This is a genomic window from Neobacillus sp. DHD-1R (assembly GCF_057747995.1).
The window spans coordinates 3,539,113-3,565,836 of sequence record NZ_CM173232.1 but is presented as its reverse complement, the minus strand read 5'-3'; the positions used below and the strand labels follow the sequence as shown (position 1 = coordinate 3,565,836).

General features: G+C 37.5%; 29 protein-coding genes and 1 riboswitch. Of the genes, 25 read left to right on the top strand and 4 right to left on the bottom strand.

The window, feature by feature from the left end; genetic code table 11:
* Positions 1-11 precede the first annotated feature (11 nt).
* The 6 genes from sigF to lysA all read left to right on the top strand — a co-directional run bounded on the left by sigF (position 12) and on the right by lysA (position 5,523).
* Complete coding sequence (sigF, locus tag AC3ANL_RS17530; protein ID WP_488325684.1) at positions 12-770, top strand: RNA polymerase sporulation sigma factor SigF; 759 nt, start codon at positions 12-14, stop codon at positions 768-770.
* 88 nt (positions 771-858) lie between these two features.
* On the top strand, positions 859-1,479 hold the full coding sequence (locus tag AC3ANL_RS17525) for a stage V sporulation protein AA (RefSeq protein ID WP_488325683.1): 621 nt from the start codon (positions 859-861) through the stop codon (positions 1,477-1,479).
* Entirely contained in the window at positions 1,469-1,891 is a 423-nt protein-coding gene (locus AC3ANL_RS17520; RefSeq protein ID WP_488325682.1) for a stage V sporulation protein AB, read from the top strand. Before AC3ANL_RS17525 ends, AC3ANL_RS17520 begins: the two co-directional genes overlap by 11 nt.
* A 124-nt stretch (positions 1,892-2,015) precedes the next feature.
* Positions 2,016-2,594, top strand: coding sequence for a stage V sporulation protein SpoVABEA (spoVAEA, locus tag AC3ANL_RS17515; protein ID WP_488325681.1), 579 nt, complete (start codon positions 2,016-2,018; stop codon positions 2,592-2,594).
* On the top strand, positions 2,578-4,068 hold the full coding sequence (locus tag AC3ANL_RS17510) for a spore germination protein (protein ID WP_488325680.1): 1,491 nt from the start codon (positions 2,578-2,580) through the stop codon (positions 4,066-4,068). The genes spoVAEA and AC3ANL_RS17510 overlap by 17 nt, the downstream gene beginning before the upstream one ends.
* Before the next feature lie 150 nt (positions 4,069-4,218).
* A complete protein-coding gene (gene lysA / locus AC3ANL_RS17505) occupies positions 4,219-5,523 on the top strand; it encodes a diaminopimelate decarboxylase (RefSeq protein WP_488325679.1) in 1,305 nt (434 codons plus the stop codon).
* A 276-nt stretch (positions 5,524-5,799) separates the two neighbouring features.
* On the opposite strand, the gene AC3ANL_RS17500 is transcribed toward lysA, so the two are convergent.
* A complete protein-coding gene (locus tag AC3ANL_RS17500; protein ID WP_488325678.1) occupies positions 5,800-6,663 on the bottom strand; it encodes a DUF1002 domain-containing protein in 864 nt (287 codons plus the stop codon).
* Positions 6,664-7,140: 477 nt separating this feature from the next.
* On the opposite strand from AC3ANL_RS17500, the gene AC3ANL_RS17495 reads away from it, so the two are divergent.
* On the top strand, positions 7,141-7,491 hold the full coding sequence (locus AC3ANL_RS17495; protein WP_488325677.1) for a GNAT family N-acetyltransferase: 351 nt from the start codon (positions 7,141-7,143) through the stop codon (positions 7,489-7,491).
* A gap of 24 nt (positions 7,492-7,515) precedes the next feature.
* Here AC3ANL_RS17495 and AC3ANL_RS17490 read toward each other — a convergent pair whose 3' ends face one another.
* Positions 7,516-8,037, bottom strand: a complete 522-nt coding sequence (locus AC3ANL_RS17490) for a DUF309 domain-containing protein (RefSeq protein ID WP_488325676.1) — start codon at positions 8,035-8,037, stop codon at positions 7,516-7,518.
* A gap of 136 nt (positions 8,038-8,173) precedes the next feature.
* Positions 8,174-8,260: a YjcZ family sporulation protein gene (locus AC3ANL_RS17485; RefSeq protein WP_101650965.1), complete on the bottom strand. Its 87-nt coding sequence runs from the start codon at positions 8,258-8,260 to the stop codon at positions 8,174-8,176.
* A 207-nt stretch (positions 8,261-8,467) separates the two neighbouring features.
* On the opposite strand from AC3ANL_RS17485, the gene AC3ANL_RS17480 reads away from it, so the two are divergent.
* The 18 genes from AC3ANL_RS17480 (at position 8,468) to AC3ANL_RS17395 (ending at position 26,133) form a co-directional block, all read left to right on the top strand.
* The gene (locus tag AC3ANL_RS17480) at positions 8,468-9,238 is read left to right on the top strand and encodes a segregation/condensation protein A (RefSeq protein ID WP_488325675.1); all 771 of its coding nucleotides are present in this window, start codon (positions 8,468-8,470) and stop codon (positions 9,236-9,238) included.
* Positions 9,225-9,812, top strand: a complete 588-nt coding sequence (gene scpB / locus AC3ANL_RS17475) for an SMC-Scp complex subunit ScpB (RefSeq protein WP_488325674.1) — start codon at positions 9,225-9,227, stop codon at positions 9,810-9,812. Before AC3ANL_RS17480 ends, scpB begins: the two co-directional genes overlap by 14 nt.
* Positions 9,813-9,916: 104 nt before the next feature.
* Positions 9,917-10,336 (top strand): hypothetical protein, encoded by a 420-nt coding sequence (locus AC3ANL_RS17470; protein ID WP_488325673.1) that lies wholly within the window; start codon positions 9,917-9,919, stop codon positions 10,334-10,336.
* A gap of 34 nt (positions 10,337-10,370) precedes the next feature.
* Positions 10,371-10,859, top strand: coding sequence for a YpuI family protein (locus AC3ANL_RS17465; RefSeq protein WP_488325672.1), 489 nt, complete (start codon positions 10,371-10,373; stop codon positions 10,857-10,859).
* Between the two features lie 120 nt (positions 10,860-10,979).
* The gene (locus AC3ANL_RS17460; RefSeq protein ID WP_488325671.1) at positions 10,980-11,870 is read left to right on the top strand and encodes a superoxide dismutase; all 891 of its coding nucleotides are present in this window, start codon (positions 10,980-10,982) and stop codon (positions 11,868-11,870) included.
* A gap of 157 nt (positions 11,871-12,027) precedes the next feature.
* On the top strand, positions 12,028-13,173 hold the full coding sequence (locus tag AC3ANL_RS17455; protein ID WP_488325670.1) for a D-alanyl-D-alanine carboxypeptidase family protein: 1,146 nt from the start codon (positions 12,028-12,030) through the stop codon (positions 13,171-13,173).
* Complete coding sequence (locus AC3ANL_RS17450) at positions 13,166-13,753, top strand: nucleoside recognition domain-containing protein (protein ID WP_488325669.1); 588 nt, start codon at positions 13,166-13,168, stop codon at positions 13,751-13,753. The genes AC3ANL_RS17455 and AC3ANL_RS17450 overlap by 8 nt, the downstream gene beginning before the upstream one ends.
* A gap of 7 nt (positions 13,754-13,760) precedes the next feature.
* On the top strand, positions 13,761-14,297 hold the full coding sequence (locus AC3ANL_RS17445) for a spore maturation protein (protein WP_488329764.1): 537 nt from the start codon (positions 13,761-13,763) through the stop codon (positions 14,295-14,297).
* Positions 14,298-14,678: 381 nt separating this feature from the next.
* Positions 14,679-15,416, top strand: coding sequence for a 23S rRNA pseudouridine(2605) synthase RluB (rluB, locus tag AC3ANL_RS17440; protein WP_488325668.1), 738 nt, complete (start codon positions 14,679-14,681; stop codon positions 15,414-15,416).
* Between the two features lie 101 nt (positions 15,417-15,517).
* Complete coding sequence (gene resA, locus AC3ANL_RS17435) at positions 15,518-16,051, top strand: thiol-disulfide oxidoreductase ResA (RefSeq protein ID WP_488325667.1); 534 nt, start codon at positions 15,518-15,520, stop codon at positions 16,049-16,051.
* Between the two features lie 13 nt (positions 16,052-16,064).
* On the top strand, positions 16,065-17,690 hold the full coding sequence (resB, locus tag AC3ANL_RS17430) for a cytochrome c biogenesis protein ResB (protein WP_488325666.1): 1,626 nt from the start codon (positions 16,065-16,067) through the stop codon (positions 17,688-17,690).
* On the top strand, positions 17,691-18,875 hold the full coding sequence (gene ccsB / locus AC3ANL_RS17425) for a c-type cytochrome biogenesis protein CcsB (protein WP_488325665.1): 1,185 nt from the start codon (positions 17,691-17,693) through the stop codon (positions 18,873-18,875).
* 193 nt (positions 18,876-19,068) lie between these two features.
* Entirely contained in the window at positions 19,069-19,785 is a 717-nt protein-coding gene (locus tag AC3ANL_RS17420; RefSeq protein WP_488325664.1) for a response regulator transcription factor, read from the top strand.
* Entirely contained in the window at positions 19,782-21,563 is a 1,782-nt protein-coding gene (locus AC3ANL_RS17415; RefSeq protein ID WP_488325663.1) for an ATP-binding protein, read from the top strand. The genes AC3ANL_RS17420 and AC3ANL_RS17415 overlap by 4 nt, the downstream gene beginning before the upstream one ends.
* A 252-nt stretch (positions 21,564-21,815) precedes the next feature.
* The gene (gene sigX / locus AC3ANL_RS17410) at positions 21,816-22,367 is read left to right on the top strand and encodes an RNA polymerase sigma factor SigX (RefSeq protein WP_488325662.1); all 552 of its coding nucleotides are present in this window, start codon (positions 21,816-21,818) and stop codon (positions 22,365-22,367) included.
* A complete protein-coding gene (locus tag AC3ANL_RS17405) occupies positions 22,342-23,532 on the top strand; it encodes a negative regulator of sigma-X activity (RefSeq protein WP_488325661.1) in 1,191 nt (396 codons plus the stop codon). Before sigX ends, AC3ANL_RS17405 begins: the two co-directional genes overlap by 26 nt.
* A 410-nt stretch (positions 23,533-23,942) precedes the next feature.
* Positions 23,943-24,710, top strand: a complete 768-nt coding sequence (locus AC3ANL_RS17400; protein ID WP_488325660.1) for a peptidoglycan DD-metalloendopeptidase family protein — start codon at positions 23,943-23,945, stop codon at positions 24,708-24,710.
* Positions 24,711-25,253: 543 nt separating this feature from the next.
* Positions 25,254-25,389, top strand: a riboswitch (FMN riboswitch).
* Between the two features lie 159 nt (positions 25,390-25,548).
* Positions 25,549-26,133 (top strand): ECF transporter S component, encoded by a 585-nt coding sequence (locus AC3ANL_RS17395; protein ID WP_488325659.1) that lies wholly within the window; start codon positions 25,549-25,551, stop codon positions 26,131-26,133.
* 119 nt (positions 26,134-26,252) lie between these two features.
* Here AC3ANL_RS17395 and AC3ANL_RS17390 read toward each other — a convergent pair whose 3' ends face one another.
* Entirely contained in the window at positions 26,253-26,501 is a 249-nt protein-coding gene (locus tag AC3ANL_RS17390) for a ferredoxin (protein ID WP_098533024.1), read from the bottom strand.
* Positions 26,502-26,724: the final 223 nt, after the last annotated feature.

Genomic DNA, 26,724 nt, shown 5'->3' with positions numbered 1-26,724 from the left:
GAGACTTGCCGATGGATGTGGAGGTCAAGAAAGATAATAGTCAAACGTATTTAAAGGATCATGAAGTGAAAGAACTCATTAAAAAGAGCCAAACAGGGGACCAACAAGCTAGGGATTTAATTGTTGAAAAAAATATGCGTCTCGTCTGGTCTGTTGTACAACGGTTTCTAAATAGGGGTTATGACCCAGATGACTTGTTCCAAATTGGTTGTATTGGATTATTAAAATCAGTTGATAAGTTTGACCTTTCCTACGATGTCAAGTTTTCTACCTATGCTGTACCAATGATCATTGGAGAAATACAACGTTTTATTCGTGATGATGGAACGGTGAAGGTCAGCCGATCTCTTAAGGAAATGGGCAATAAAATCCGAAAAGCAAAGGATGAATTATCAAAAACATTTGGGAGAATCCCCACTGTTAATGAAATTTCAGCCCATTTGGACCTTTCACCTGAGGATGTAATCCTTGCACAAGAAGCAAGCAGAACACCTTCGTCCATTCACGAGACTGTTTATGAAAATGATGGAGACCCGATTACATTATTAGATCAAATTGATGATGGAAACGAAGGAAAATGGTTTGATAAAATTGCCTTAAAAGAAGCAATTAGGGAATTGGATGAACGTGAAAGATTGATCGTTTATTTAAGATATTATAAAGATCAAACTCAATCTGAAGTGGCGTTAAGACTAGGGATTTCCCAAGTGCAGGTTTCAAGACTAGAAAAAAAGATATTACAGCAAATGAAAGACCGTATGGATCTCTGATCCATGCGGTTTTTCTTTTTATTACATGAAAATAGTAGATATTATCCATACTATTTATGAGGAAATCATTGTGTGGGAAGTGAATGTTTTGGAAAAAACAATCTACATCCGCATGCGGCATCGTGTTCATGTCCGGCCAGAAGAAAGAATTTTTTTAAAGGATGTTGCCCAGATCATTGCCCCAGAAGCGGTCCTCTCAAACTTACAATCATTAATGATTTACCAAGTAACAGAAATGGATAGGAATATGATCGTGATAGATGTCATGGAAGTGATCAAAAGAATCACCAGCGCGTTTGAGGACATAGAAGTTCAATCCATTGGTCCTGCTCAAACAATTGTTGAAGTGATTTTTAAAAAACAAGGGGTTTCTATCCCTATTTTTATTCTCATTTGGTTTTTATTATTTTTTGGTTCTGCCATGACGATTATGAATTTTCATGATGATGTAAGTATGAAGAGTGTTCAAGAAAAAATATATACCATTATTACTGAAAAAAAAGAAGCAAAGCCATTACTTTTCCAAATTCCCTATTCGATAGGGTTAGGCCTTGGAATGGTTCTATTTTTTAACCATGTTTTCAAAAAACGGTTAAATGAAGAACCCAGTCCGCTTGAAGTAGAAATATTTAATTATCAACTCGATTTAGATAATTATGTAGTAATTCACGAAAATAAAGAAAGTATGAAGCAAGTAAATGACGATTAAAATTTTACTGGTTATTTTTATAGGATTTGCAAGTGGATTGTCTGTTGGTGCTGGTTTTGTTGCATTTCTTACCGTACTTGGGGTTATCCCAAGGCTGACACAGCTTTCTAAAACAATGGGGTTGATCCAATACTATGAATGGGCAGTAGTCTTGGGTGTTCTTAGCGGTGTGCTGGCAAGCTTAAGAGACCCTGCCTTACATATTTCGACTTATTTTTTAATTCCCCTAGGACTTACCGGAGGGGTGTTTGTTGGGATGTTAGCAGCAGGGCTGACAGAGGTTGTGAACGTTTTCCCTATCCTAGCCAAAAGGATACGAGTAGATGGGCAGATTATCATTTTAGTCATGGCAATTGTAATAGGGAAGATATTTGGCTCCATTTTTCAGTGGCTTTATTTTATTGATAAATAACCACAGATGGTTTCATGGTCCAGATATCTGCAACGGTTAAAAGCGTTACAGCAGAGTAAGATCATTTTTCGATAAAAACACTAATCAAGGCGTTTACTCTTTTCCAATGAAGGGATATCAAAGTATGAGTATTCGGAGGCGTGTCATCTTAATAACTGATGGTGATGAATATGCTAGAAAGGCTGTTGAGCACGTTTCAAAAGAGATTGGTGGACGTTGTATTACCAATTCTCATGGGAATCCTACCAAATTAACAGGTCCAGAAATCGTCAAGTTAATAAAAAAGGCTCCACACGATCCGGTTTTAGTGATGTTTGATGACAGCGGCATAGTTGGCGAGGGGGCTGGTGAGGCAGCTATGAAATATGTTGCCACACATCAAGATATCGAAGTGTTGGGTGTTATTGCGGTAGCAGCAAATTCACGCCATGAGGAATGGACCAGGGTGGATGTGAGCATTGATCGTGATGGTGTGTTGACACCATACGGAGTAGATAAGTTTGGTATACCTGAACTGGAATTCGGAAGAATAAATGGAGATACCGTCTATTGTCTTGATGAACTAGAGATACCGATTATCGTAGGTGTTGGTGATATTGGTAAAATGGCAAGGCGTGATTCATACAAACTTGGTTCACCAATCACCAAAAAAGCTGTTGAACTAATCCTTGAAAGGAGTAGCTTTCATGTCAAGAAGCAATGAGCAAAAATGGCCTATCCCTGAATCCGTACAGGAAATAGAAAATTATATGAAACAACGGGTGGGACTTGGCATTAGCTTTGACTTAGGTGTAAGGAAGCTGAAAGTCCTCAAAAAAGATGTACAAATTTATTATTGTAATGGTCTTTGTGATACACGTTTTATTATTGAATTAGTCGAAGAGTTAGTCGAAATTAATGATCATGAAAATCGCTCAACAGACATTTATAAAGTCGTTTATAATCGACTTGTCAATCAATCCGTACAGCCTATTCAGACTCTGGATGAACTCGTAGATTTTGTTTTATCTGGGCAAATCGTTGTGGTCATTGAGGGTGAAAACACAGCGCTGGCAGTTGATGTTAGAAGTTATCCCGGACGTTCTCCTCAAGAACCTGATACCGAAAAGGTGGTCCGCGGGTCACGGGATGGTTTTGTGGAAAATATCATCCTAAATACGGCATTAACAAGAAGGAGAATCCGGGATGAGCGGCTCCGCTTTGAAATGTTTAAGGTTGGTGAAAGGTCAAAAACAGATGTTGCATTGGGCTACTTGGAAGATGTTGCAGATGCAGATTTATTAAATATTCTAAGAAAAGAAATTAAAGCAATCAAAGTGGACGGTATCCCAATGGCTGATAAAACCATTGAAGAATTTATTGTTAAACAAGGATGGAATCCCTTTCCATTAGTTCGATATACAGAAAGAGCAGACGTTGCAGCTGCACATATATTAGAAGGACATGTGATTATTTATTGTGATACTTCTCCAAGTGTAATTATTACGCCGACAACTTTTTTTCATCATGTTCAGCATGCGGAAGAATTCCGGGAATCACCGGCAATGGGGACGTTTGTGCGATGGACTCGGTTTTTAGGTGTCTTAGCTTCACTTGTATTGCTGCCGCTTTGGTTATTATTTGTGTTAGAACCTTCCCTTTTACCTGAAAAGATTGCCTTTATTGGACCGAATGAGCAAACGAATATTCCCGTTGTTGTGCAATTGCTTTTGGCGGATTTTGGGATAGAATTTTTAAGAATGGCGGCCATACATACTCCGACTCCATTATCAACAGCCATGGGCTTAATTGCTGCTGTTTTGATTGGACAAATTGCGATTGATGTTGGTCTATTTGTGCCAGAGGTAATTCTTTATGTTGCTGTGGCAGGGATTGGTTCTTTTGTTACACCAAGCTATGAGCTTGGTGTAGCAAATAAAATTGTCAGAATGGCCCTTACCATTTTGGTAGCCATCTTTCATACGCCTGGATTAGTCATTGGAAGTACGCTGTTGTTCTTGTTTGTAGTAAAAATACGTGTGTTTAATACCCCATACTTTTGGCCGTTTCTTCCTTTTGAACCAAAAGGATTTTTGCAGATTGTCGTCCGCAGGGCTATACCTGGTTCCTTATTGAGACCAAGTATTGTCCACCCGCGAAATCGTTACCGGCAGCCGCCAAAGGCAAACGAGAAGTAATTGCGATTTTTATTTAGTTATGCTAAAGTATTTTTAACTAAATTTTTGGATAATGATTGAAAAATAGGCAGCATCTTTTGCGGATTCTGTCTATTTATCTTTAGGTTGTCTACATAGACTATAGTAGTCGCAACGGAGAGAGGGAAAAAAATGTATTTTTACGGTACCACAGGGGTTAATAAAAATGGGCATTTGGAAATTGGAGGAGTAGATGCCATTGAAATGGCACAGCAATTCGGAACTCCGCTCTATGTTTATGATGTAGCCTTAATAAGGGAACGGGCACGGGGATTTAAACAAACTTTTGACGATTTAAATGTTAAAGCTCAGGTTGCATATGCCAGTAAAGCCTTTTCAACCATTGCTATGATTCAATTAGCCGAGGAAGAGGGGTTATCACTTGATGTGGTATCTGGCGGTGAATTGTATACGGCTATTGTAGCTGGCTTTCCAGTCGAAAGAATACACTTTCATGGAAACAATAAAAGCCGAGAAGAATTAGAAATGGCACTGGACAAAGGAATCGGTTGCATTGTGGTTGATAATTTTTCGGAATTAGAGCTTTTAAAAACCATAACCATTGAGAAGGAAGCGAACGTTAGCATTCTGTTAAGGGTAACACCAGGAATTGAAGCACATACCCATGATTACATCTTGACTGGGCAAGAAGATTCGAAATTTGGTTTTGATCTTCAAAATGGCCAGGCAGAAGATGCTTTAAAAATGGCACTCCAAATTGAAAACTTTGATGTCCTTGGACTTCATTGCCACATTGGATCACAGATATTTGAAACGACTGGTTTTTTATTAGCAGCAGAGAAAATTGTTGAAAAAATGGCCGAGTGGAGAAAAAGACTTTCTTTTGAAGCAAAGGTGTTAAACTTGGGCGGGGGCTTTGGGATTCGATATACAAAAGAAGATGAACCGATCCCTCCATCACAGTATGTCCGTGAAATCATTACAGAAGTTAAGCATTTAACTGAGCAACATGCCTTAAAAATGCCAGAAATATGGATTGAGCCAGGTCGTTCACTTGTCGGAGATGCAGGAATTACACTATATCAAGTAGGGTCTTCTAAAGAAGTCCCTGGTGTTAGAAAATATTTAGCTGTTGATGGTGGAATGAGTGATAATATTCGCCCTGCCTTATATCAGGCCAAATATGAAGCAGTTCTTGCCAATAATCCACTTGCCAAAGCAGATGAGACCGTATCAATTGCTGGAAAATGCTGCGAATCTGGTGATATGTTGATTTGGGATTTACCACTTCCTAAAGCAGGGGAAGAGGATATTCTCGCTGTATTTTGCACCGGCGCTTACGGTTACTCAATGGCAAATAACTATAACCGTATACCACGTCCAGCGGTCGTTTTTGCTGAAAATGGAAAGACTACCCTTGTCGTAAAAAGAGAGACCTATGAAGATTTAATCCTACATGATTTACCGTTAAAATAAACAAAAAGGTGGATGTCCCAAAATGGTCTGACCCATTGTTTTGGAACATCCATCTTTTATTTATATGTCCAGCTCCAGCACCCTAGCGGCTAATGTCCTTCGCTCTCCGCCCTACGATAAGTCAAGCACGAATGCGCCTCCGGCTCTTCGTGTTTCCTTTATCTCAGTTGGAGCGCTCCATAAGGAAGGCTTCGGCAGAATTGGCATTGCACGAAGGAAAAGCGGTAGCTTTTCCGAGGAGGCCATACGCCGCTGACCAGGGCGCTTGCGCTTTTCTTATGAAAATATTGATTTAATTGCATCAATCAACCAAATGAAAAATTGTTTTACTTTTTCTAAAAATCCTTGTCCTTCTTCGGATTGAAGGAAATTTGAAATTCGATCCTTGGCTTTATTCAATTGATCACTCACCTGATTCCAGTCAATGTTTAAATCCTTTAATTTGTTAAAAAAGTCCATTAACCGCTTTATTTCTTCATCCGTTAGAGTAACATTTAAATCCTTTGCTGCTTGGTCAATTATGTTTCGTAATTCCTGATCATTTTTTGGTTTATTTTTGGCAATTTCTTCTTTTACTTTTGCAATCAGGGCCGCAGCATTTTTAGCGCCGATGGAATCACCCAATTTGGCTGTTTCTACCATTTCTTGGTTGGCGGCCTGCTTCACGTCTTCTGGAATGGTTTGATCAGCCGAAATTTCATAAGCTTTAATAATCCCTGTTAAGGCTGCAGTGCCAGAAACCGAAATGGGGGCGGTAATATAAATATTTGCATCTTTCACCCCTGCTGTAATCAGAGCGTTTACATACATTTCATCAGTAACCCAGTTGATATTTTTTGTTTTTACTGTTATTCCTGATCCCTGTGATGCAATTGTAATAGCGGAAGATGAAATGGCTTTGGTACCAATGAGAGATTTTGATACATATTTTCCTAAATATTGATGCTCTTCTTGATTGGATACGGTAACGATTTGAACATCTTGGGATGCACCCATTTCAGCTAACAGGTTATTTTTTTGTTCTTCCGTTAAATTTTCACCTAATGTGACAATCATGTCTCCTTCAGCCATGTCTGCAAAACTTCGAACAGGATGGAAGATCATAACCGTTAATAGTAGTAGAATTAATATTTTTTTCATTTTGTGCCTCCTTGAGGTTCTAAAGGTAGTTTTTGAAGTTCTTTTTACTAATATAACCGAAACCTTTATAATAAACGAATTAATTAGTCATTAAGTTTCATAGTTTTTGAAATTTAATTGGAATTGCATATTTTCTAGAGAAAATAGATTATTTTTGTTATATGGTGTAGAATGGTGTTCAGGAAAGAACTCTTTTGGAGGAAAGGTTTTAATGAAACGAAATTGGTTATTGTTTAGTATTCTTATTGGCATCTCATTAATATGGGGGATTATATACTGGATTTTTATTGTACCTAGACCTTAATAATAATTATCTATTTGATGATTGTCCATTTTTTATGTATGATTGTGTTTAGTGAAACATAATTAATTCCACTACATATAATGAATAATGTTTATTAATCATTTGTTTGGAAAAAATATACTATGTTAAACCAGTGTTTTAATTCGGTTTATTTAATATAATGAGGGATCAAAATGTTAATTCGTTATAAGAAAACATTAGAAAAAATTGCCATGGGCTTATTGTCCTTTATGCCGAGTGAAAAGGACCTAAAGAAGCTCCAGGTAACCATGAAGGAATATGAGACAGATGAGGAATTGCAGCTTTTTCTTTGGAAAGAAGAAGATATTATCGGGCTTTTAGGTGTCCATTATGATAATAATGCAAATGCAATTATCATTCAGCATATTTCTGTAAACCCTTCTCACCGTCAGCAGGGGATTGGTAAAAAAATGGTGAAGGCATTAAAAGAAATGTATCCAGATAAAGAAATTAATGCAAATGAATATACAGCAGCTTTTATCGATAAATGTGATGTATGCTAGATTTACATCAAAAAGGCAACGGAATTATTCGTTGCCTTTTTTCCGGTTTATCGATTGATTTCTTTCTTTAATCACACTGGATCGATCTCGTAATTTATGACGATGAATAAGATTGTCATTAGACAAATTACTTTCTTTACCCCAGTGAATCCCTTTTTGTAGACAATAATGATTACACATTTCCAATAGGTGAGGATCACAGATGGGTAAATTAAAGCTTTTATATCCTTGTTCATTTTCGATTATGCCTAAGCGGTCTATTAAAAGCTCTTTAAGGAGAAGGTAATCTAAACCAAGTTTTGCAAATGAATCAGTCTGAATTTCGAAAATCTCCATTGCTTTTTTTAATGTTCTTACTGCTCCATTCAAATTGCTCCTCCGGTGATGATAACAGGAGACAGCCAATAAAATAAGGCCTACCCAGATAGACGTTTTGTTTTTAGTAGTCGTTTTTTTCCAATATTCCTCTAGTATTTCGTGGCACTCAAAATAATCCCGGTCACCATGAAAATGGGCTAGGAATTGAATATATGCTTTTGGATACAAGGAATCCCTCCTTATAGAAAGATTGTAGTTTTAGTTTAACATAATCAAGTAGATTCCATTGAGGAAAATTCCTGCCCAAAGGTAAAAACCCGTCACAATGAACGGGTTTCTAAACAGGTGCAATTATCATTTTTACTTAGTAAACCCAGGAAGCACCCACGATAATTAACAAAATGAATAAAACCACGATTAAAGCAAAGCCAGCTCCAAATCCGCCATCCATATTAAAAACCTCCTACAAATTTATTGTCTTTTCCTTGTCATAATATGTAAGATGTTTGTCCGTTGATATGGGCAAACACCCCAATTTCTTTATAAAGAGTGGAAAGGTTGATTTTTCTATTGGATAACCCTTCATGAATCCTCTATACTATTAATAGTTAAATTGAATCAACAAATTTTATTTTTTAAGAATCTTGGTGAATAAGAAATGCCGTATCAGGTGAAAATTGATGCTTTTGAAGGGCCGTTAGATTTACTGCTCCATTTAATTAATCGGCTCGAAATTGATATATATGATATTCCAGTTGCTGAAATTACGGAGCAATATTTAATCTATATTCAAACGATGAACGAGCTGCAATTGGATGTTGCCAGCGAATTCTTAGTTATGGCGGCTACCTTACTGGTCATTAAGAGTAAGATGCTTTTACCAAAGCATGAAGAGGTTTTAGATGAAGTTGACCCAGAAATGTCCTATGAGGATGACCCGAGAGACGAACTTGTTGAGCGCTTAATTGAATATCGTAAATATAAAGAGGCTGCACATGACCTAAAAACGATGGAAGAAGAACGCGGTCTTATCTATACTAAGCCGCCAAGTGATCTTTCAGATTTTGCACAGGAGAAACAGTCGGATAATACGGAGCTAAATGTCTCCCTGTATGATATGTTGGCTGCTTTTCAAAAATTATTACGTAGAAAGAAATTACAGCGCCCAATGGCAACGAAAATTGCTCGACAAGAAATATCGATTGAAAAAAGAATGTCAGAAATTATGGGTGAATTAAATCATATAAAAGGGAGAAAAAACTTTAATGAGTTATTTCCCTATCCCGCAAAAGAACATATCGTGGTGACGTTTTTGGCCATTTTAGAGCTGATTAAAAGAAAAGTAATTGACGTGGACCAAAAAGAAAACTTTGGTGATATTTTTGTCGAAGCTGTCAAGGAAGGAGCAGAAGTAGTTGGACATCATTAATTGGAGCAGCATCCTGGAAAGTCTATTGTTTGCAGCGGGAGATGAAGGGCTCTCACTAAAACAATTAGCCGAGGTTTTAGAAGTAGATGAACTAAAAGCAAGTGAAATCATTGAGGATTTACGGCAAGAGTATGATCAGAATTCCAATAGGGGCATTATGATTGTTCAGCTTGCAGGTACATTTCAGCTTGCAACGAAAAAAGAAAATGCAGCCTATTTAAAAAAGCTAGTGGATTCGCCCCATACATCCACATTATCACAGGCTGCTTTAGAGACGCTAGCCATCATTGCCTATAAACAGCCGATTACACGGGCTGAAATAGAGGAAATCCGTGGTGTAAAAACGGAAAGACCCATCCATACGCTTATGACTAAGGCATTAATAAAAGAAGCGGGTCGAGCAGAGGGAACGGGAAGGGCTTATTTATATGGTACAACGAAAGAATTTCTTGATTATTTTGGTTTGAAAAATTTAAAAGAACTTCCACAGCTTCCGGAAAAAATAGAGGAAGAATTTGTACAGGAGGAAGCGGACTTATTTTTTGAGAAATTTCAGGAAACGATTAACTCTTAAACTCCATCTTCTGTTTAAATTTATGCTAAAATATATATAAGTTTCAAAATTGTTTTTCTATTTACGCAAATTTGTATAGCAGTTCGATAAGGAGCGGGATTACATTGCTAATTAAAGAGTGTAAAGGATTTGAACTAGAAAAGGAAAAGTCAAATACCTCAGAGGACTTTTTTAACAGAAGTGAGGTTACCTACATTGAAGATGGACAGGAAAAGACGCTTCATGTTCTATATGTAAGGTATTTCGATGAGGTGTTTCAAGAGTTTACTCCTTACAAGCAAGATCCTATTTTTGTACAAGAAAACAAGGAAGTGAATTTTAAGGATATCGTCGCACTTGTTTGTCTTTTGAAAAATCCAGGTCTTCGGAGCCGAAAGCGACTATATATTAATTCTAAGCATGAATTTGCTTCCAATTTTGAAGATATTAACTTTAATAAATTGCCGGAAATATTTCTGGCTCTAAAACAAAACAATGGGTATGAACTTCTTTCGCCACTGGAGTTTATTATGCAGCCACAATAATTCAATTAAAATGAGGAAAACCTAGGGGGGCATTATGGGGAATACATTGGTAAAAACACAACTTAATGATGTGAAGGAATTCTTAACAAAGACAAAAACAACACTTGAAGATTATTTAAATAATACAACGATTTCTCAATTAAATTTAGAAAATGATGAAGAGCGTACCTACAGTAAATTGATCTTTGCAAATTTACGTAAGTTAGTTGTATATAGCGAAGAAGGATTAGAAACATGCTCGGTTATTTTACAAAGTGAACCTTTTCAAAAAGCCGCAGCTGAAAAAACTCTCTATAAAATTTATCATCAATGTATTGAAGAGTTTTTCTCACCAAAAAATGATGCTTGGTTTGAAAATAGCCGCTCTGCTTATACAGGTAGGAATTCTATTAAATTTTATCGAAATGTTTCAGATAGTGTTGTGGAATTGATCAAGAGTTTGGAAAGTGATTTCCAAAGAATTCGGGAAGAACTTGAGTATTATGAAACAGACTACAGAACAAAAATGATCCAGTCAAAATAAAAAGAAAAACAAAAACAAAAACAAGACTGTCCTTAACGGGGCAGTCTTTTCTCGTTCTTAATAAGTGAAATTCTTCATACGATTTAGAAGGATTAATGTTAAAAGGAATGAGGGAACTGAATGGATCGATTTAGCCGATATGTGAATGAATTATTTAATTGGAATGAGGAAATGAAACAATTTCTTCAATCAGAAAAGGTGGGGCAAGACTCGGAACTGTGGGGAGAGTTAGATGAATTTACGGAATTAATTGAAAGTACAAAAAGAGAGTTATCAAACGAGGAATTACTTAGACTTCAAGCAAGGGCTGAGAATATTCATGAACAAATGGAACATTACTTTAGAAAAAAACAAGAGGTCGGAACCATTTGGGTGACTGAAAAAGCACTTCCCCCTGGAGGCCATACCTTACCAGAACTTTCCTATCCCTATAATGCCTTAGAACCATATATATCCGAGGAAATTATGAAATTGCACCACGATAAACATCATCAGTCATATGTTGATGGTTTAAATCGAGCAGAACTAAATCTAAAAAAAGCTAGGGAAACAAACGATTTCTCCATGGTAAAGCATTGGTCGCGAGAGCTTGCTTTCCATGGATCAGGACATTACCTTCATACGATTTTTTGGAAAAACATGAGTCCAAATGGCGGGGGAAGTCCTCATGGTTTATTAAAGGATGAAATAGAACATTATTTTGGAGGGTTTGATGACTTCAAAAGGCATTTCTCAGAAGCTGCCAAGCAAGTAGAGGGAGTAGGCTGGGCACTTTTGGTGTGGTCACCGCGTGCAAGGCATTTAGAGGTGTTACAATCAGAGCGGCATATGCTCTTGACACAATGGGATACGATTCCACTTCTTGTACTGGATGTTTGGGAACACGCATATTATCTTCAGTACAAGAATAACAGGGCAGAATACGTGGACCAGTGGTGGAACCTCGTAAACTGGCACGATGTTGAAATGAGGTATGAAAAAGCTGCAGATGTTAAATGGCCCGCATTTTAGGAATTATTTCCATAGGAGGATGTCTCAAAAGGGTTTGAACCCTGTATTTTGGGACATCCTTTTATTTTTGTGTCATAACAGAACTCGTCCTGAATAAACTTGTATAAAGCTTAAATGGAGACAAGTTGACAGTTAAGAAGGAGACGAGGTTAATCTAATGAGAATGATTTCAAAGCTAATAATTATTTCCCTCATGGTCTCACTAGTGTTCGTAAACATTCCTCAAAAGGTTGATGCTTCCCCTGGAGTAAGTGCAGCAAGTGCCGTGTTGATTGAACAGAAATCGGGGCGAATCTTGTTTGAGAAGGATGCACATACAAAGAGAAGGATCGCAAGTATAACCAAAATTATGACAGCCGTTCTTGCGATTGAATCGGGAAAAATGAACCAATACGTTAAAGTGAGTGAACAAGCAACACGTGCCGAAGGGTCTTCGGTATATTTAAAACCGGATGAAAAGTTGAAGCTTAAAGATTTGGTCTATGGCTTGATGTTGAGATCGGGAAATGATACAGCTGTGGCCATTGCTGAATATGTTGGCGGGAGTGTAGATGGTTTTGCCTATTTAATGAATCAAAAGGCTAAGGAAATTGGCATGTATAATACTCATTTTGCTAATCCCCATGGACTTGATGATCATGAAAAGCATTATTCCACTGCGTATGACATGGCCATATTAATGCGATATGCCATGCAAAATAAAACCTTTCAAACAATCTCCGGAACAAAGGTTTATCGAGCACCCAATCCTACCGAAAATTGGGAACGAGTTTGGAAAAACAAAAATCGTTTATTGACGAAATATAAATATGCTACTGGTGGGAAAACAGGCTATACAAAACGAGCAAAACGAACGCTTGTTACAACAGCGACAAAAGGAGATATGAGCCTGATTGCTGTAACCTTAAACGGACCGGATGATTGGAATGATCATATTTCCATGTATGAAAGTGGATTTAAAGGATTTGATATGGCGGAAGTACTAGCAAAGGGCAAAATAGATCTTACAAAATATAAAATTTATAAAGACCATTTATATGTAAAAAAATCGATTGTTTACCCGGCGACTAGTAAAGAAATGGACATGTTTTCTGTTAAATTCAAGCTAACTAAGCCTAAGAAAAACCTAGAGGACGTAAAGAATGATCAAATAGTCGGGAAGGCTGCTATTTATCTCGAGGGGAGAGTCGTACAGGAAACGCCCATCTATTATGAGGTTAATCAGAAACAAAAGAAGCAAAGTTTGTTTGACTTTTTAAAAGAAATTTTTCTTTCGTTTAATGGTGTGAATAGTAATGGTTAACTACATATGGGTGTTTATGACCATTGTAGGCATTGTATTTGCGCTGTTCAACGGCACGATGGAGGCTGTCAATAAAGCGGTGTTTGATGGAGCAAAAGAAGCCGTAACCCTTTGTATTGGCCTTATTAGTGTTCTAGTTTTCTGGCTAGGAATGATGCGGATTGCCGAGGAATCAGGTCTCCTTAAGAAACTGTCAAAGTTATTTCGCCCAGTCGTGAAAATTCTATTTCCTGAAGTCCCAACCAATCATCCAGCGATGGGTTATATTTTATCCAATATGATATCCAATATGTTTGGTTTAGGAAATGCAGCAACACCTTTGGGAATCAAAGCAATGGAGGAACTAAAAAGATTAAATGGAGGAACAAACATAGCAAGCCGATCCATGGTTACTTTTTTGGCCCTAAATACCGCAAGCATTACCATTATCCCAACAACCGTTATCGCGATAAGAATGAATTATCATTCTGCATCACCCACTGAAATTGTAGTACCCACTATTATTGCCACAATCTTGTCCGCAATAGGGGCAGTTCTCATTGACCGTTTTTTTTATTATCGCAGAAGCCGAAAAGAGTGATGAAATAATGGAGTTTATCTCATATATATCGCTGACCTTTATACCATTGTTAATTGGTTTTATCCTCTTATATGGGACATTTAAACGGGTGCCAACGTATGAAAGCTTTGTTGAAGGCGGCAAAGAGGGGATCAAAATTGCTGTTTCGATTATCCCCTTTCTGGTTGGAATGATTGTCGCTATCTCTATATTTCGTGCATCAGGTGCCCTCGACGCCCTAATGAATTGGATTAGGCCGTTTATGAAGACAATGGGGGTTCCTGCGGAAATAGTTCCCTTACTGATTATCAGACCTATTTCAGGGACAGCGGCTCTTGGAATGACGAGTGATTTAATTGCTGTTTATGGGCCAGATTCCTTTATTGGTCGACTAGCGTCTGTTTTACAAGGAAGTACTGATACTACCTTTTACGTATTAACTGTTTATTTTGGTGCGGTTGGAATTAAAAAAATGGGGGATGCCCTAAAGGTCGGTCTCCTTGCCGATGTGGTGGGAATCATTGTTTCGATTCTAGTGGTGGCCTTTATATTTGGTACTAAATAGTTTTTATAATATTAGAATTTATAATTTTTACTTCGAGAATTGTCCAGCTCCAGCGCCCTAGCGGCTAGTGTCCTTCACTCTCCGCCCTACGATAAGTCAACATCGAATCGCATTCGGCTCTTCGTGTTTCCTTTATCTCAGTTGAAGCGCTCCAGGCCATACGCCGCTGACCAGGGCGCTTCCGCTTTTCTTAGCATGTTCCTTTTGGAGCATGCTTTTTATTTTTAGCTTTAATTAATACCCGTTACTTTGAAAAGTGGAGAAATTGTGTCATAATTCATTAGAATAGAAATGTGATTAGGGGTTTTATTAGTAAATAAGAAGTATTCTTGTTCACTAGTTGGTTTCTTTATATCCGGAAAAAATTTTTGAGGTGAAATAATGGAAAGATTGCAAAAGGTAATTGCTCGAGCGGGGATTGCTTCGCGGCGAAAAGCTGAGGAGCTAATCAAAGAAGGGCGAGTAAAGGTAAATGGGAAAGTGGTTAAAGAGCTCGGCGTCAAGGTGTCACCTTCTGATAAGGTAGAGGTAAATGAAGTCCAGATTGAGAAGGAAGAACCAGTTTACTTTCTTTTATATAAACCTAGAGGTGTTATTTCTAGTGTAAGTGATGACAAGGGGAGGAAGGTCGTCACTGATTTTTTCTCACATTATAAAGAAAGAATTTTCCCTGTCGGCCGACTTGATTATGATACATCTGGATTATTGTTATTAACAAATGACGGAGAGTTTGCTAATTTACTAATGCATCCTAAGAATGAAATGGATAAAGTGTATGTGGCAAAAACAAAAGGAATTCCATTAAGGGAAAATCTTCGGAAATTAGAAAAAGGCATTCATCTTGAGGATGGCAAAACAGCACCTGCTAAAGTTAAACTGCTTTCTGCAGATAATAAAAAGCAAACGGCTATCGTTGAAATTACGATTCATGAAGGACGGAATCGTCAAGTTAGACGGATGTTTGAAGCAATTGGGAATGAGGTTTTAAAATTAAAACGTGAACGTTATAGCTTTTTGACCTTAAACGGTTTAAAGACAGGAGAGGCTCGGGAATTGACTCCACATGAAGTTAAACTGCTCAGGGCTCTTGCTATGGATACATCAAAGAAAAATTCATAAAATCGTCACATTTACTTTCTCTCGTTAACACTGTGCGAGTGTTGCAAAATGCTATAATTAAAGACAAACTGTGTCGTGAGTGATTTACTGGAGGGTTATTAATGAAGAAACGGCGATTAGTAATGAGAACAGTTATTTTACTTATCCTAGGTGCTGCCGTTGCCTATTCTCTTTATGCCAATCTTACAAAAGATAATAAACAAAAAGTCGCGGTTGGGGAAATAGCGCCTGATTTTGCACTGGTTGATATGCAGGGCAATAAACATCGTCTTTCAGAATATCGAGGGCAGGGTGTATTTTTAAACTTTTGGGGAACTTGGTGCCCTCCTTGTAAGAAAGAAATGCCTTATATTAATAATCAATACAATCAGTATAAAGATAAGGGTGTTCAAGTCTTATCTGTAGATATTCAAGAACCAGAACTTGCTGTCAATCAATATGCAGAACGTCTTAAGCTTGATTTTCCGATAATGATTGACACTGAAAAGGAAGTTATGAATGTGTATGGGGTTGACCTGCTTCCAGCCACATTTCTTATTGATCCAAATGGAAAAGTAGTGAAATATTATACTGGAGAGCTGACTGAAAATAAGATTAAGGAATTTATGGAGTCAATTAAACCTAAGGGATTGTAGGGAGTTTTTTACAATGAATGATGTTAAATGTGAATGCGGGCATGTGAATCCGCATGGAACCGTGCTGTGCGAAGCCTGTGGAAAAGTGTTGAATGAAGAAGATAGGAACAATAAAGAGCTTCTTGACATGCGCTATGAGGGAAGTGCACGACGGTCACAAACCTATAATAAAACCTTTATAGATAAAATTTGGAATTTCTTCTCATCTGTTAAAGTTGGAGTTTGGATCATTATCATTATCTTAATTGCTTCCACACTAGGTACGATTCTTCCGCAGGAAATGTACATCAACCTTCCGCCTGAAGTGTATTATGAGCAGGAGTATGGCTGGTTCGGAAAATTATATTATCAATTAGGCCTCCACGACTTATACGGTTCATGGTGGTACTTAATATTAATCGCAATGCTAGGCACCTCACTTGTTATTTGCAGTCTTGATAGGGTAGTCCCTTTATACAAGGCGCTTAAAGCTCAAAGAGTAACAAGACATGAGGGCTTCTTGAAGCGTCAACGTGTTTTCGGTGTCACAGAGCATCCAGAGGGGGATAATCTAACCACTCTCAAAAAGCATTTCGAAGAAAGACGTTATCATGTACGTGAAGAAAATGGCGATTTATTAGCAGAAAAAGGTCGTTTTTCTCGTTGGGGCCCATACATAAACCATGTAGGGCTGATCATCTTCTTATTTGGAGCAATGCTCCGGTTTATCCCAGGTTTTTATGTGAATGAGAATCTATGGGTAAAAGAAGGAGAGACAGCTGTAATCCCTGAAACGGGAGAAAAATATTATTTAAAAAACAATCAATTTATTTTGCAGCACTATGATAAAAATGAAGATAAGACGTTTGAAAAAGCGATTGAACAAGCAGGACAGGTGGTGAAAAATTATCAATCTAATGTTGTGCTATACAAACGAGTTAGCCAAAACCTCCCTGGGGAAAAGCCGGAATTAGAGAAAGAAAAGGAATATAAGGTACGTGTTAATCACCCCCTAACGTTTGAAGGTTATTCTGTTTTTCAATCCTCCTATCGAAGTGAGCTAAAAGCAATGTCCTTTGCCCTGACAAATAAAAAGACGAGTCAGGCATTTGGGGAGTTGAAAATTGACCTTGAGGATCCAAAGGCAAAGTATGATCTCGGTAATGGCTATACAGTCGAGATTCTTAATTATTTTCCAGACTTTGAATTTAATTCAGACGGGGAGCCAACAACAAAATCGCGTGTCCCCAATAATCCTGCTTTCATTTTTCGGATGACTACCCCTGATATTCCAAAAGGGGAAACTAGTTTTGTTGCGATTAAGCAAACCATTGAGCCGTTTGGAGATAATCAGAATAAAATGTCGTTTAAAGGGATTGAAACCAAAAATGTGTCAGGATTCACAGTGAGAAAGGACTCTTCCCTATGGGTAATTATTATAGGTGGGATCATTTTCATGATAGGTGTTATCCAAGGTGCCTATTGGAATCATCGTCGGATTTGGATACAAAATAAAAATGGACAGGTTTGGATTGCTGCACATACAAATAAAAATTGGTATGGCATAAAAAATGAAATTGAAACCATTCTGAAGGATACAAAGCTGGCCATACCCGATGATCAACTTCAAAGGGAACCTAAGGAAAAGGAGGGAGTCTAGTTGGCAACACTAAGTAGTAATTTATTATTTATTGCTTTTATTTTATATTTAGTTTCGATCATGTTTTATGGTGGCTCTATTAAAGCAAAAGCAGGGATGAATGAAAATAAAGGAACCAATAAATGGGGGACCATTGCTGTATTTTTAACCATTATTGGTTTTATATCGCAACTTGGATATTTTGTCACCAGATGGATTGCAGCAGGACACGCTCCGGTAAGTAATATGTTTGAGTTTACAACTTTTTTTGGAATGGCTCTTGTAGGTGCATTCATTGTAATTTATTTTATTTATCGAACAACATTATTAGGACTTTTCACAATGCCCGTAGCGATCTTGGTTATTGCTTATGCAAGTATGTTTCCAAGGAATATTACCCCGTTAATCCCAGCATTACAAAGCTATTGGCTTCATATTCATGTAACCACTGCCGCAATTGGTGAAGCCATTCTTGCAATTAGCTTTGCAGCGGGATTGATATATCTTGTAAAATCGATTGATCAAACAAAATCTAACAAACGAACATTTTGGCTCGAAATGGTCATGTTTGCCTTAGTGACTGTACTAGGATTTGTCGCTGTGTCATCCGTATTTGCAGGAATGGGCTATCATGAAAAGTTTAATTGGATTGATAAACATGACAATGCAGCCATAATGGAATATACGATGCCTCCGATCACAGGACCACATGAAGGCGAATTAGTGACAAAAGATGGATTTACACCGTGGATTGATGTACCAGCTATTATAAATGCTAAAAAGTTGAATACAGTCATTTGGTCATTATTAGCGGGTCTTATTTTATACGGATTAATCAGATTGATTCTTAGAAAGAGAATTGCAGCCGCTCTAAAACCACTTGTAAAAAACATTAAGCTTGATTTTGTCGATGAAATCAGTTATCGCTCTGTTTTAATTGGATTCCCTGTCTTTACGCTAGGTGCACTTATCTTTGCGATGATTTGGGCGCAAATGGCGTGGTCTAGATTCTGGGGTTGGGATCCGAAAGAAGTGTGGGCCTTAATCACATGGTTATTTTATGCAGCATTTTTACATCTACGTCTTTCAAAAGGCTGGCATGGAGAAAAGTCTGCATGGCTTGCTGTAATAGGGTTCGTCATCATAATGTTCAATTTGGTTGCTGTAAATCTTGTGATTGCCGGGCTTCATTCATATGCGGGGTAAACATTCAAAAATGGCATAAAACAAGATTATAGCCTTCACTTAGGAAAAGTGAAGGCTTTTTTAAAAATTAAGTAATTATTTCTAAATTTATTAGATTGTCAAATTATTGACACTTTTAATAGGAGTAATTACCCTTAAAATATAGCAAAAAGTGCTACCATTTTGTAAAATAAACACCATGGGGTGATTAATTATGGAAAAAGACGTAAAAATTTTAGTTGTAGATGATGAGGAAAGAATTCGCCGATTATTAAAAATGTATTTAGAGCGAGAAGAATATATTATTGATGAAGCTGAAGATGGTAATGAAGCATTGGCAAAAGCATTTGCAAATGATTACGATGTGATTCTGCTTGATTTAATGATGCCAGGTAAAGATGGAATAGAGGTTTGTCGTGAATTAAGAGAAAAAAAGGCGACTCCTGTCATTATGTTGACAGCAAAAGGGGAAGAAATCAATCGTGTTCAAGGCTTTGAAGTCGGCACAGATGATTATATTGTCAAACCATTCAGCCCAAGGGAAGTAGTCTTGCGTGTTAAAGCGCTTTTAAGACGTTCATCACAAACGAGTTACTTGCAAACAGAAACAACAACAAAAGACGTTATTGTTTTTCCACATTTAACCATTGATAACGATGCCCATAGAGTAACGGCTGACGGCAAGGAAGTAAGCTTAACTCCTAAAGAGTATGAATTACTCTATTTCTTGGCAAAGGCACCGGATAAAGTGTTTGATCGGGAACAATTACTGAAAGAAGTTTGGCATTACGAATTTTTCGGTGATTTACGAACGGTTGATACACATGTAAAACGACTTCGTGAAAAATTAAATAAGGTTTCTGAACAAGCTGCAAGAATGATTGTAACGGTTTGGGGAGTGGGCTATAAATTTGAGGTAATTAATGAATGACCTTTTTACGAAGTGTTGTAGGTAAACTTTGGTTTACAATTCTTTTCTTAGTATCATTTGTACTGTTTATCTTAACAGTCATGCTTTTAGAATTTACCCAAAACAACAACATTCGTGAAACCAAAGATGATTTAACCAATACAGCTGAAAAAATTGCCCATGTTTTGGAAGAACATCCGAATGAGAAATTACCACTTGGATTAGAAATCTCTTGGGATATTATTGATGATGTTACCAAAGTGGTTGTTGTAAAAAATAAAAATGAAGTATATTATTCTCCAAATACTGAAAATAATAAAAAATTAACGATTACAGATATAAAAAATGATAAACAATTATCACAGGTCTTTGTGAACAACAAGACAGTTGAGAAAGTATCTGACCTTTCAATTAATAACAGCAATAACGATGCCAATTACTCCATAATTGGTGTTCCACTCCATCTGCCCGGTGAAAAAGGCGGAGCGGTATTTATTTATCAATCACTAGAAATAACGCAAGAAACTACGCATTCCACAACAAAATTTATTTTACTTGTTGCGGGTGTTGCAATCATACTAACCACTATTTTTGCCTTCTTTTTATCTACTAGGATTACAGCTCCGCTAAGGAAAATGAGGGAGGCTGCATTTGAAGTAGCAAGAGGCAAATTTGACACAAAGGTCCCTATCCTGACCCATGATGAAATAGGGGAGTTGGCAACGGCCTTTAATCAAATGGGCAGGCAGCTAAAGTTTAATATGAATGCTCTTAATCAAGAGAAGGAGCAGCTTTCTAGTATCTTAAGTAGTATGGCAGACGGGGTCATTACCTTTAATCGAGATGGAACCATTCTAATCACGAATCCACCTGCTGATCGTTTTTTGCAATATTGGTATTATGAAAAGGGGGAGCTCGGACCGGATTCTGAGTCGATTCCTTCACAGGTCATGGATCTTTTTCAGCTGGCGGTTGATACAGAAAATGAGCAAATTGGTGAAATATCACTTCAAGGTCGCCATTGGGTTATTTTAGTCAGTCCGCTCTACAGTAATCGATTTATTCGAGGCGCTGTAGCTGTTCTGAGGGATATGACTGAGGAAAGAAAATTGGAGAAAATGAGAAAAGACTTTATTGCCAATGTTTCACATGAGCTAAGAACACCAATTTCCATGTTACAGGGCTACAGTGAAGCCATAGTTGATGATATTGCCGAATCACAAGAAGAGAAAAAAGAAATGGCGAAGGTCATCTATGACGAATCCTTACGGATGGGCCGGCTTGTAAATGAACTCTTGGACCTAGCTCGAATGGAGGCTGGACATATTCATTTATCGATGGAAGAAGTTAAGCTCACTTCGTTTATTAATAGAATTATTCATAAATTTCAAGGGTTGGCAAAAGAAAACGAAATTCAATTGTTTGCAGAAATTGAAAATGGTATAGAAGCGGCTTTGTTTGACCCTGACCGAATTGAACAGGTGCTCACCAATCTAATTGATAATGCGCTTAGGCATACACCCAAAGATGGTCTAGTGAAATTAACTGTAACCTCGGAAGTCATGGGGATCAAGATTGAAGTCAAAGATTCTGGTTCTGGAATTCCTGAAGAAGACCTGCCATTTGTTTTTGAACGCTTTTATAAGGCGGATAAAGCCAGGACTAGAGGCAGAGCTGGAACAGGGTTGGGATTAGCGATTGCAAAGAATATTATTGATGCTCACCGCGGCACAATTTCTGTTCAAAGCAAAATGGGCATAGGAACAACATTTTCCTTCTTAATTCCACGAAAAAAGTAATATTAACCAATATTTTGCCGATTGTTCTTGATTCACGAGGAACAATTAATTTAGTCATATTCAAGCGGAGTGTTACTCATGAATACAAATAAGGCTCATCCAATAGGATGAGCTTTTTCTAACTAAAACCCAACTGCTTGGAATTATTTGCAGTAAATATATTCCATTTTGTTAGAAAAAAGTCTATATTTATAGGGGTGAAACCTTTTATACATATATATCGACTAATACTATGAACGGGGAGGGGATTTGATGGACTCCGTTTTCGATGAACTATACCAAAAATATCATCATGACGTTTTTCAATTTCTTTTTTATATGGTTAGGAACAAAGAACAAGCTGAGGACCTCGTCCAAGAAGTCTATATTCGGGTATTTAAGGCCTATAATCGTTTTGAGGGAAAAAGCAGTGAAAAAACATGGCTGTTTTCGATTGCAAGAAATGTTGCGATTGACTCTTTTCGTAAACAAAAGGGCTGGAAAGAAAGATTACTGGAAAAATTTGATTGGTCAACCAATCAGGTAAAGGATGAGTTTCCAATTCCAGAAGAAATTACCGTCCAAAAAGAAGAAATCAGATGGATTTACCAATGTCTTGAGTCTTGCACCTTGGATCAGCGGTCAGTCATTATTTTAAGATACTTACAGGATTTATCGATAGCGGAAACAGCTCAAGCGCTAGGCTGGACGGAAAGTAAGGTTAAAACAACACAGCACCGCGCATTAAAAGCATTAAAGAAGCAAATGGAAATGTTTTTTGAAAAGGAGGGATTATCTAGTGAAAAAGTCAGAGTGGAGCGATAGAGAGCTCGAAGAACTATTAAGGCAAATGCCCAAAATACAAGACCATCGCGATCCTCGTGACATTTATCAAAATCTTTCTTTTAAAAAGCGAAAACTGAAACCACGGCTGCTGCCTGGTCTGGCTGCTGCGGCTGCACTGCTTCTATTTTTCATCTTAATACCAAATTTAATGGATGGTACAAACCGTTCATTTGATAACGCCCAAGAGCAAAAATCCACAACAAGCAAAGAAATGGATGCTGCTCAGCAGGATTCAACAATTGCACTGAAAAAAGAAGCTGTCCCTTATGAAGAAAAAGCAAAATCAGGTACAGCACAAATGGAGCCTAATGGTACTGAAACGATTAAAACAGCTATTTATGATGATCAAGTCGAGAATGGAACAGTGTTAACCTACTGGATTCCAGATTTGCAAGCGCAATACCTCATCCCGGTTTCAACCATAATACCAGATTCTAAAAATCAGTCTTGGTTAAATCTATTTAATGAAAACATGGCAAATTTAAGAGAAGAAGAATGGGGATTAAGTGACTTTTATCCATTAAACATGACGATGAAACTGGACGATAACAATCAAGATGTCTTGATTGATTTACCAGCAGATCATCAATATGGACAGGGATCCGCTACTGAAACGAATTTTATGAATGTACTGAATAAAAATATAGCTTCTAATAGCAATAGCAAAAAAATTAAATTCACAACAAACGGCAAAATTGGAATTGAATTAGGTAATTTTGGTCATGTGGAAGAAGTTGAGGTGATTCCTCGAGGAAAACATGCTTATTTCTTTTATTATCCTGCGAATAGCGACATACCATTATTAACACCATCTAATGAAACCTATAAGGATATTTTTTCTGCAATAGAGGCAATGAAAACAGAGCCATCAGGTGTTGATTTAAAAAGTTCTCTTACCCATTTACTTCCAATCCATCATGTATCCATAAAGGATAAAACTTTGATTATTTCATTTAAGGGAAATACTAGTATGCAGGATAACCAACTTTCCTCCATTTCTTTTGAAGCCTTGCTTTTAACAGCAAAGGAGTTTGGCATGGAACAGGTAATCGTACAAGATTCCTCATTGACACATATAGGTTCATTTGATTTAACTAAAGAGAACAAGGTCCCACTAGCACCGAACTTTCGAAGTATTCAATAAACAAAAAATCAACCCTTTGTGGTTGATTTTTTTGCATGATAAGAAAATATTAATTTTGGCTTTGAGAAATGTCCTGCTCCAGGCGCCATCGGCTAGTGTACTTCGCTCTTCTCCCTACGATAAGTCAACATCGGTTCGCTCGGCTCACCGTGTTTCCTTTATCTCAGTCGAAGCGCTCCAGTCCATACGCCGATAGGCGGGCGCCTTCCGCTTTTCTTGGAAAAGATGCGGTCACAGAAGAAGGTAAAGTTTATATTGAATTATCTCTGTAAAATGAATAAAAAACAGCAAAACTCCAAATTATAACAAGTATGCTCAAAGTTCCCTCTGTGAAGCAATATGTTCTAAATGTGAATAGACGAACATAAGTTATGGAGGAAAGGACAAGGTATAAGGAGGAAAAGAAAGGCATGCGTGACTACATAAAGAGATTTTTAATTGCCATAATTATGGCGCTTTGTGTCAGTTTATTATTTTTAGGTGGAAAACATTCGGAAGCAGCGGGTATGCCGCAGCCAATAGAAAGTAATGATCACTGGATTTGGCCATCTGATGGTGTCATTTCCGATACATATGGAACAAGGCATGGAAATCATAAAGGAATTGATATAGCCGGGAAAATAGACGCTCCGGTGCTTGCTGTTGAGGATGGAGTGGTTGTTAAGTCGTACTACTCCACTTCATATGGAAATGTAATCTTTATTAAACACCCAAGTAATTTTGTTACCGTTTATGCACATTTAAACAAGCGTTTAGCTGCACAAGGTCAGATGATTAAACAAGGTGACGTCATTGGTAAAATGGGCCGAACAGGTCAAGCAACTGGAACACATCTTCATTTTGAAACACATCAAGTAGAATGGCGATATGATAAGAAATATGCGATGGATCCAGAAAAGCTGTTAGGGAAAGCGGATGTGGGTGAATCCGTACAAGCTGGGATTGCTAGTATTGGGGATACAGTATTAGAGGTAAGTTCGCATCTTCACCCGCAAAGTAATGATATGAGAGTACAAACAATCCGTTCATCCAATCCAGGTAAATATTTAGTTAAACAAGGGGATACTTTGTACTCGATTGCAAAGAACCAAAATATGTCAGTAACTAGAATAAAAGACCTTAACCATCTGACGTCAGATTTGATAATACCGAATCAAATCCTAATTGTTCAGCAATAGGTAACGCGGCTGTCTCAAAATGGTCTGACCATTTTTGTGGGACAGCCTCTTTTTTGATTTATAAGAATTTATAAGTTTTGACTTCGAGAATTGTCCAGCTCCAGAAGAGCAAGCTTCGGAAGCATTACTTCGCACGAAGGAAAAGCGATAGCTTTTCCGAGGAGCGCCTTAGCGGCTAGTGTCCTTCGCTCTCCGCCCTACGATAAGTCAAGCACGAATGCGCCTCCGGCTCTTCGTGTTTCCTTTATCGCGTTTAACGGGCAGTAGATTCTCAACTGCCCGTAAGAACCCGATCGGCTCAACTAACAATCAGCGAGAAGAACGTTCGCTGATTGAAGTTTCACCTTATCTCAGTTGGAGCGCTCCATAAGGAAGGCAACGGCAGCATTGGCATCGCACGAAGGGAAAGCGTAAGCTTTTCCGAGGAGGCCATACGCCGCAGAACAGGGCGCTTCCGCTTTTCTAATAAAAAGAGGACAAAGTAATTTTTATACTTAACAAAAGTGGCTTTCTTTAGTATAATAAAGTAGTAATTTCATATCGATCTATCTTCGGGGCAGGGTGAAATTCCCGATCGGCGGTATAAGAGTAATACTCTTGAGCCCGCGAGCCTTATTATTAGGCAGGATTTGGTGCGATTCCAAAGCCGACAGTATAGTCTGGATGGGAGAAGATGGAGGTTCTGCGGACGTTCAAAATTGTGATATTTGGAACGTTTATTAAGCGTACCTTTGTAAACTCCCTCAAGTAAATTTGTCTTGAGGGAGTTTTATTTACATAAGGTCTGTTGCTGAACCTCTCTTCCTAACGTGATGGATCCAAAAAAGGAGAGAGGAAGATGAAAAAGAAGATGAAAACAAAAAGAATGACTGTAAAGGCTTATGTTTCGATTGGGATGTTAAGTAGTATTGCGTATTTATTAATGCTTTTAAATTTCCCACTACCACCATTTCCAAATTTTTTATTTATTGATTTCAGTGACATTCCAGCATTAATTGCCGCTTTAATTTTTGGACCGGTGGCTGGAATTTTAGTTGAGTTATTCAAAAATGTTCTTAATTATATTGCGACAGGAAGTCAGACAGGAATCCCTGTAGGACATATTGCTAACTTTCTAGCAGGTATTGTGTTTATCCTGCCAACATATTATGTTTATAATAAACTTAAAACAAGAAAGGGAATGACAATTGCGTTAATTATCGGAACCGTTACAATGGCAATTGTGTTGAGTTTATTGAACTATTTCTTCATTTTACCAGCCTATACAGTTCTGATGGGGTTCCCGGATATGCGTAATTTGGTCGTCCCAGCCATCTTACCTTTTAATGTAATAAAAGGTGTCATGATGTCGTTCATCTTTATGTTACTGTTTGTTCGGATGCAAGGATTGATTAATAAATTTTCCAACATTAAAAATGCATAAACCAAAACAAAGGCCTCCGATTTGAGGCCTTTGTTTTGGTTTATTTCCATAAGAAAAAGAGGATGTCATTTTAGGGGGACATCCTCTTAGTAGCTTAAAAATATCTTTTTGACAAAATATTATTCAAATTTAGTTGGATTACCTTCAAATGGCTCATCAGCAACTTTAATTGAATCTGTTGGACAACCTTCAAATGCATCCATCATGTCGTCGATTAAAACATCTGGAATTTCAACAATTCCTTCGTTTTCATCAAGTGTTACAAATGCAATGCCTTCATCATCATAATCATAAATATCTGGTGCAGCTGCGCCACATGCTCCACATGCGATGCAAGTTTCCTTATCAACAATTGTATACTTTGCCATGAAAAAAACCTCCCAGTAAAATAACAAAAAATATTCTAACTTGTTTCCCAAACTAATATGGAAACGCATTACTACATCTATTGTAAAACTGTATGGTCAACTTTTCAATAGAAAAATGCTATTTAGAAATGAGTTAATTCATTTCAATTTGTTAAACTTCTACATATTTGCCCAACAAGTTATTCGATTTCATGGTAAAATAAAATCAGAAAAAATGGGAAAT

What these genes read in the sequence shown, in the direction of transcription:
- rluB (WP_488325668.1), top strand. Translation starts at nt 14,679, where the DNA reads ATGGAAAGATTGCAAAAGGTAATTGCTCGAGCGGGGATTGCTTCGCGG.
- AC3ANL_RS17520 (WP_488325682.1), top strand. Translation starts at nt 1,469, where the DNA reads ATGACGATTAAAATTTTACTGGTTATTTTTATAGGATTTGCAAGTGGA.
- AC3ANL_RS17455 (WP_488325670.1), top strand. Translation starts at nt 12,028, where the DNA reads ATGAGAATGATTTCAAAGCTAATAATTATTTCCCTCATGGTCTCACTA.
- AC3ANL_RS17445 (WP_488329764.1), top strand. Translation starts at nt 13,761, where the DNA reads ATGGAGTTTATCTCATATATATCGCTGACCTTTATACCATTGTTAATT.
- AC3ANL_RS17485 (WP_101650965.1), bottom strand. Translation starts at nt 8,260, where the DNA reads ATGGATGGCGGATTTGGAGCTGGCTTTGCTTTAATCGTGGTTTTATTC.
- AC3ANL_RS17465 (WP_488325672.1), top strand. Translation starts at nt 10,371, where the DNA reads ATGGGGAATACATTGGTAAAAACACAACTTAATGATGTGAAGGAATTC.
- resB (WP_488325666.1), top strand. Translation starts at nt 16,065, where the DNA reads ATGAATGATGTTAAATGTGAATGCGGGCATGTGAATCCGCATGGAACC.
- AC3ANL_RS17495 (WP_488325677.1), top strand. Translation starts at nt 7,141, where the DNA reads ATGTTAATTCGTTATAAGAAAACATTAGAAAAAATTGCCATGGGCTTA.
- resA (WP_488325667.1), top strand. Translation starts at nt 15,518, where the DNA reads ATGAAGAAACGGCGATTAGTAATGAGAACAGTTATTTTACTTATCCTA.
- AC3ANL_RS17460 (WP_488325671.1), top strand. Translation starts at nt 10,980, where the DNA reads ATGGATCGATTTAGCCGATATGTGAATGAATTATTTAATTGGAATGAG.
- AC3ANL_RS17390 (WP_098533024.1), bottom strand. Translation starts at nt 26,501, where the DNA reads ATGGCAAAGTATACAATTGTTGATAAGGAAACTTGCATCGCATGTGGA.
- lysA (WP_488325679.1), top strand. Translation starts at nt 4,219, where the DNA reads ATGTATTTTTACGGTACCACAGGGGTTAATAAAAATGGGCATTTGGAA.
- AC3ANL_RS17415 (WP_488325663.1), top strand. Translation starts at nt 19,782, where the DNA reads ATGACCTTTTTACGAAGTGTTGTAGGTAAACTTTGGTTTACAATTCTT.
- AC3ANL_RS17420 (WP_488325664.1), top strand. Translation starts at nt 19,069, where the DNA reads ATGGAAAAAGACGTAAAAATTTTAGTTGTAGATGATGAGGAAAGAATT.
- AC3ANL_RS17480 (WP_488325675.1), top strand. Translation starts at nt 8,468, where the DNA reads ATGCCGTATCAGGTGAAAATTGATGCTTTTGAAGGGCCGTTAGATTTA.
- sigF (WP_488325684.1), top strand. Translation starts at nt 12, where the DNA reads ATGGATGTGGAGGTCAAGAAAGATAATAGTCAAACGTATTTAAAGGAT.
- sigX (WP_488325662.1), top strand. Translation starts at nt 21,816, where the DNA reads ATGGACTCCGTTTTCGATGAACTATACCAAAAATATCATCATGACGTT.
- AC3ANL_RS17395 (WP_488325659.1), top strand. Translation starts at nt 25,549, where the DNA reads ATGAAAAAGAAGATGAAAACAAAAAGAATGACTGTAAAGGCTTATGTT.
- AC3ANL_RS17400 (WP_488325660.1), top strand. Translation starts at nt 23,943, where the DNA reads ATGCGTGACTACATAAAGAGATTTTTAATTGCCATAATTATGGCGCTT.
- AC3ANL_RS17450 (WP_488325669.1), top strand. Translation starts at nt 13,166, where the DNA reads ATGGTTAACTACATATGGGTGTTTATGACCATTGTAGGCATTGTATTT.
- AC3ANL_RS17510 (WP_488325680.1), top strand. Translation starts at nt 2,578, where the DNA reads ATGTCAAGAAGCAATGAGCAAAAATGGCCTATCCCTGAATCCGTACAG.
- spoVAEA (WP_488325681.1), top strand. Translation starts at nt 2,016, where the DNA reads ATGAGTATTCGGAGGCGTGTCATCTTAATAACTGATGGTGATGAATAT.
- AC3ANL_RS17500 (WP_488325678.1), bottom strand. Translation starts at nt 6,663, where the DNA reads ATGAAAAAAATATTAATTCTACTACTATTAACGGTTATGATCTTCCAT.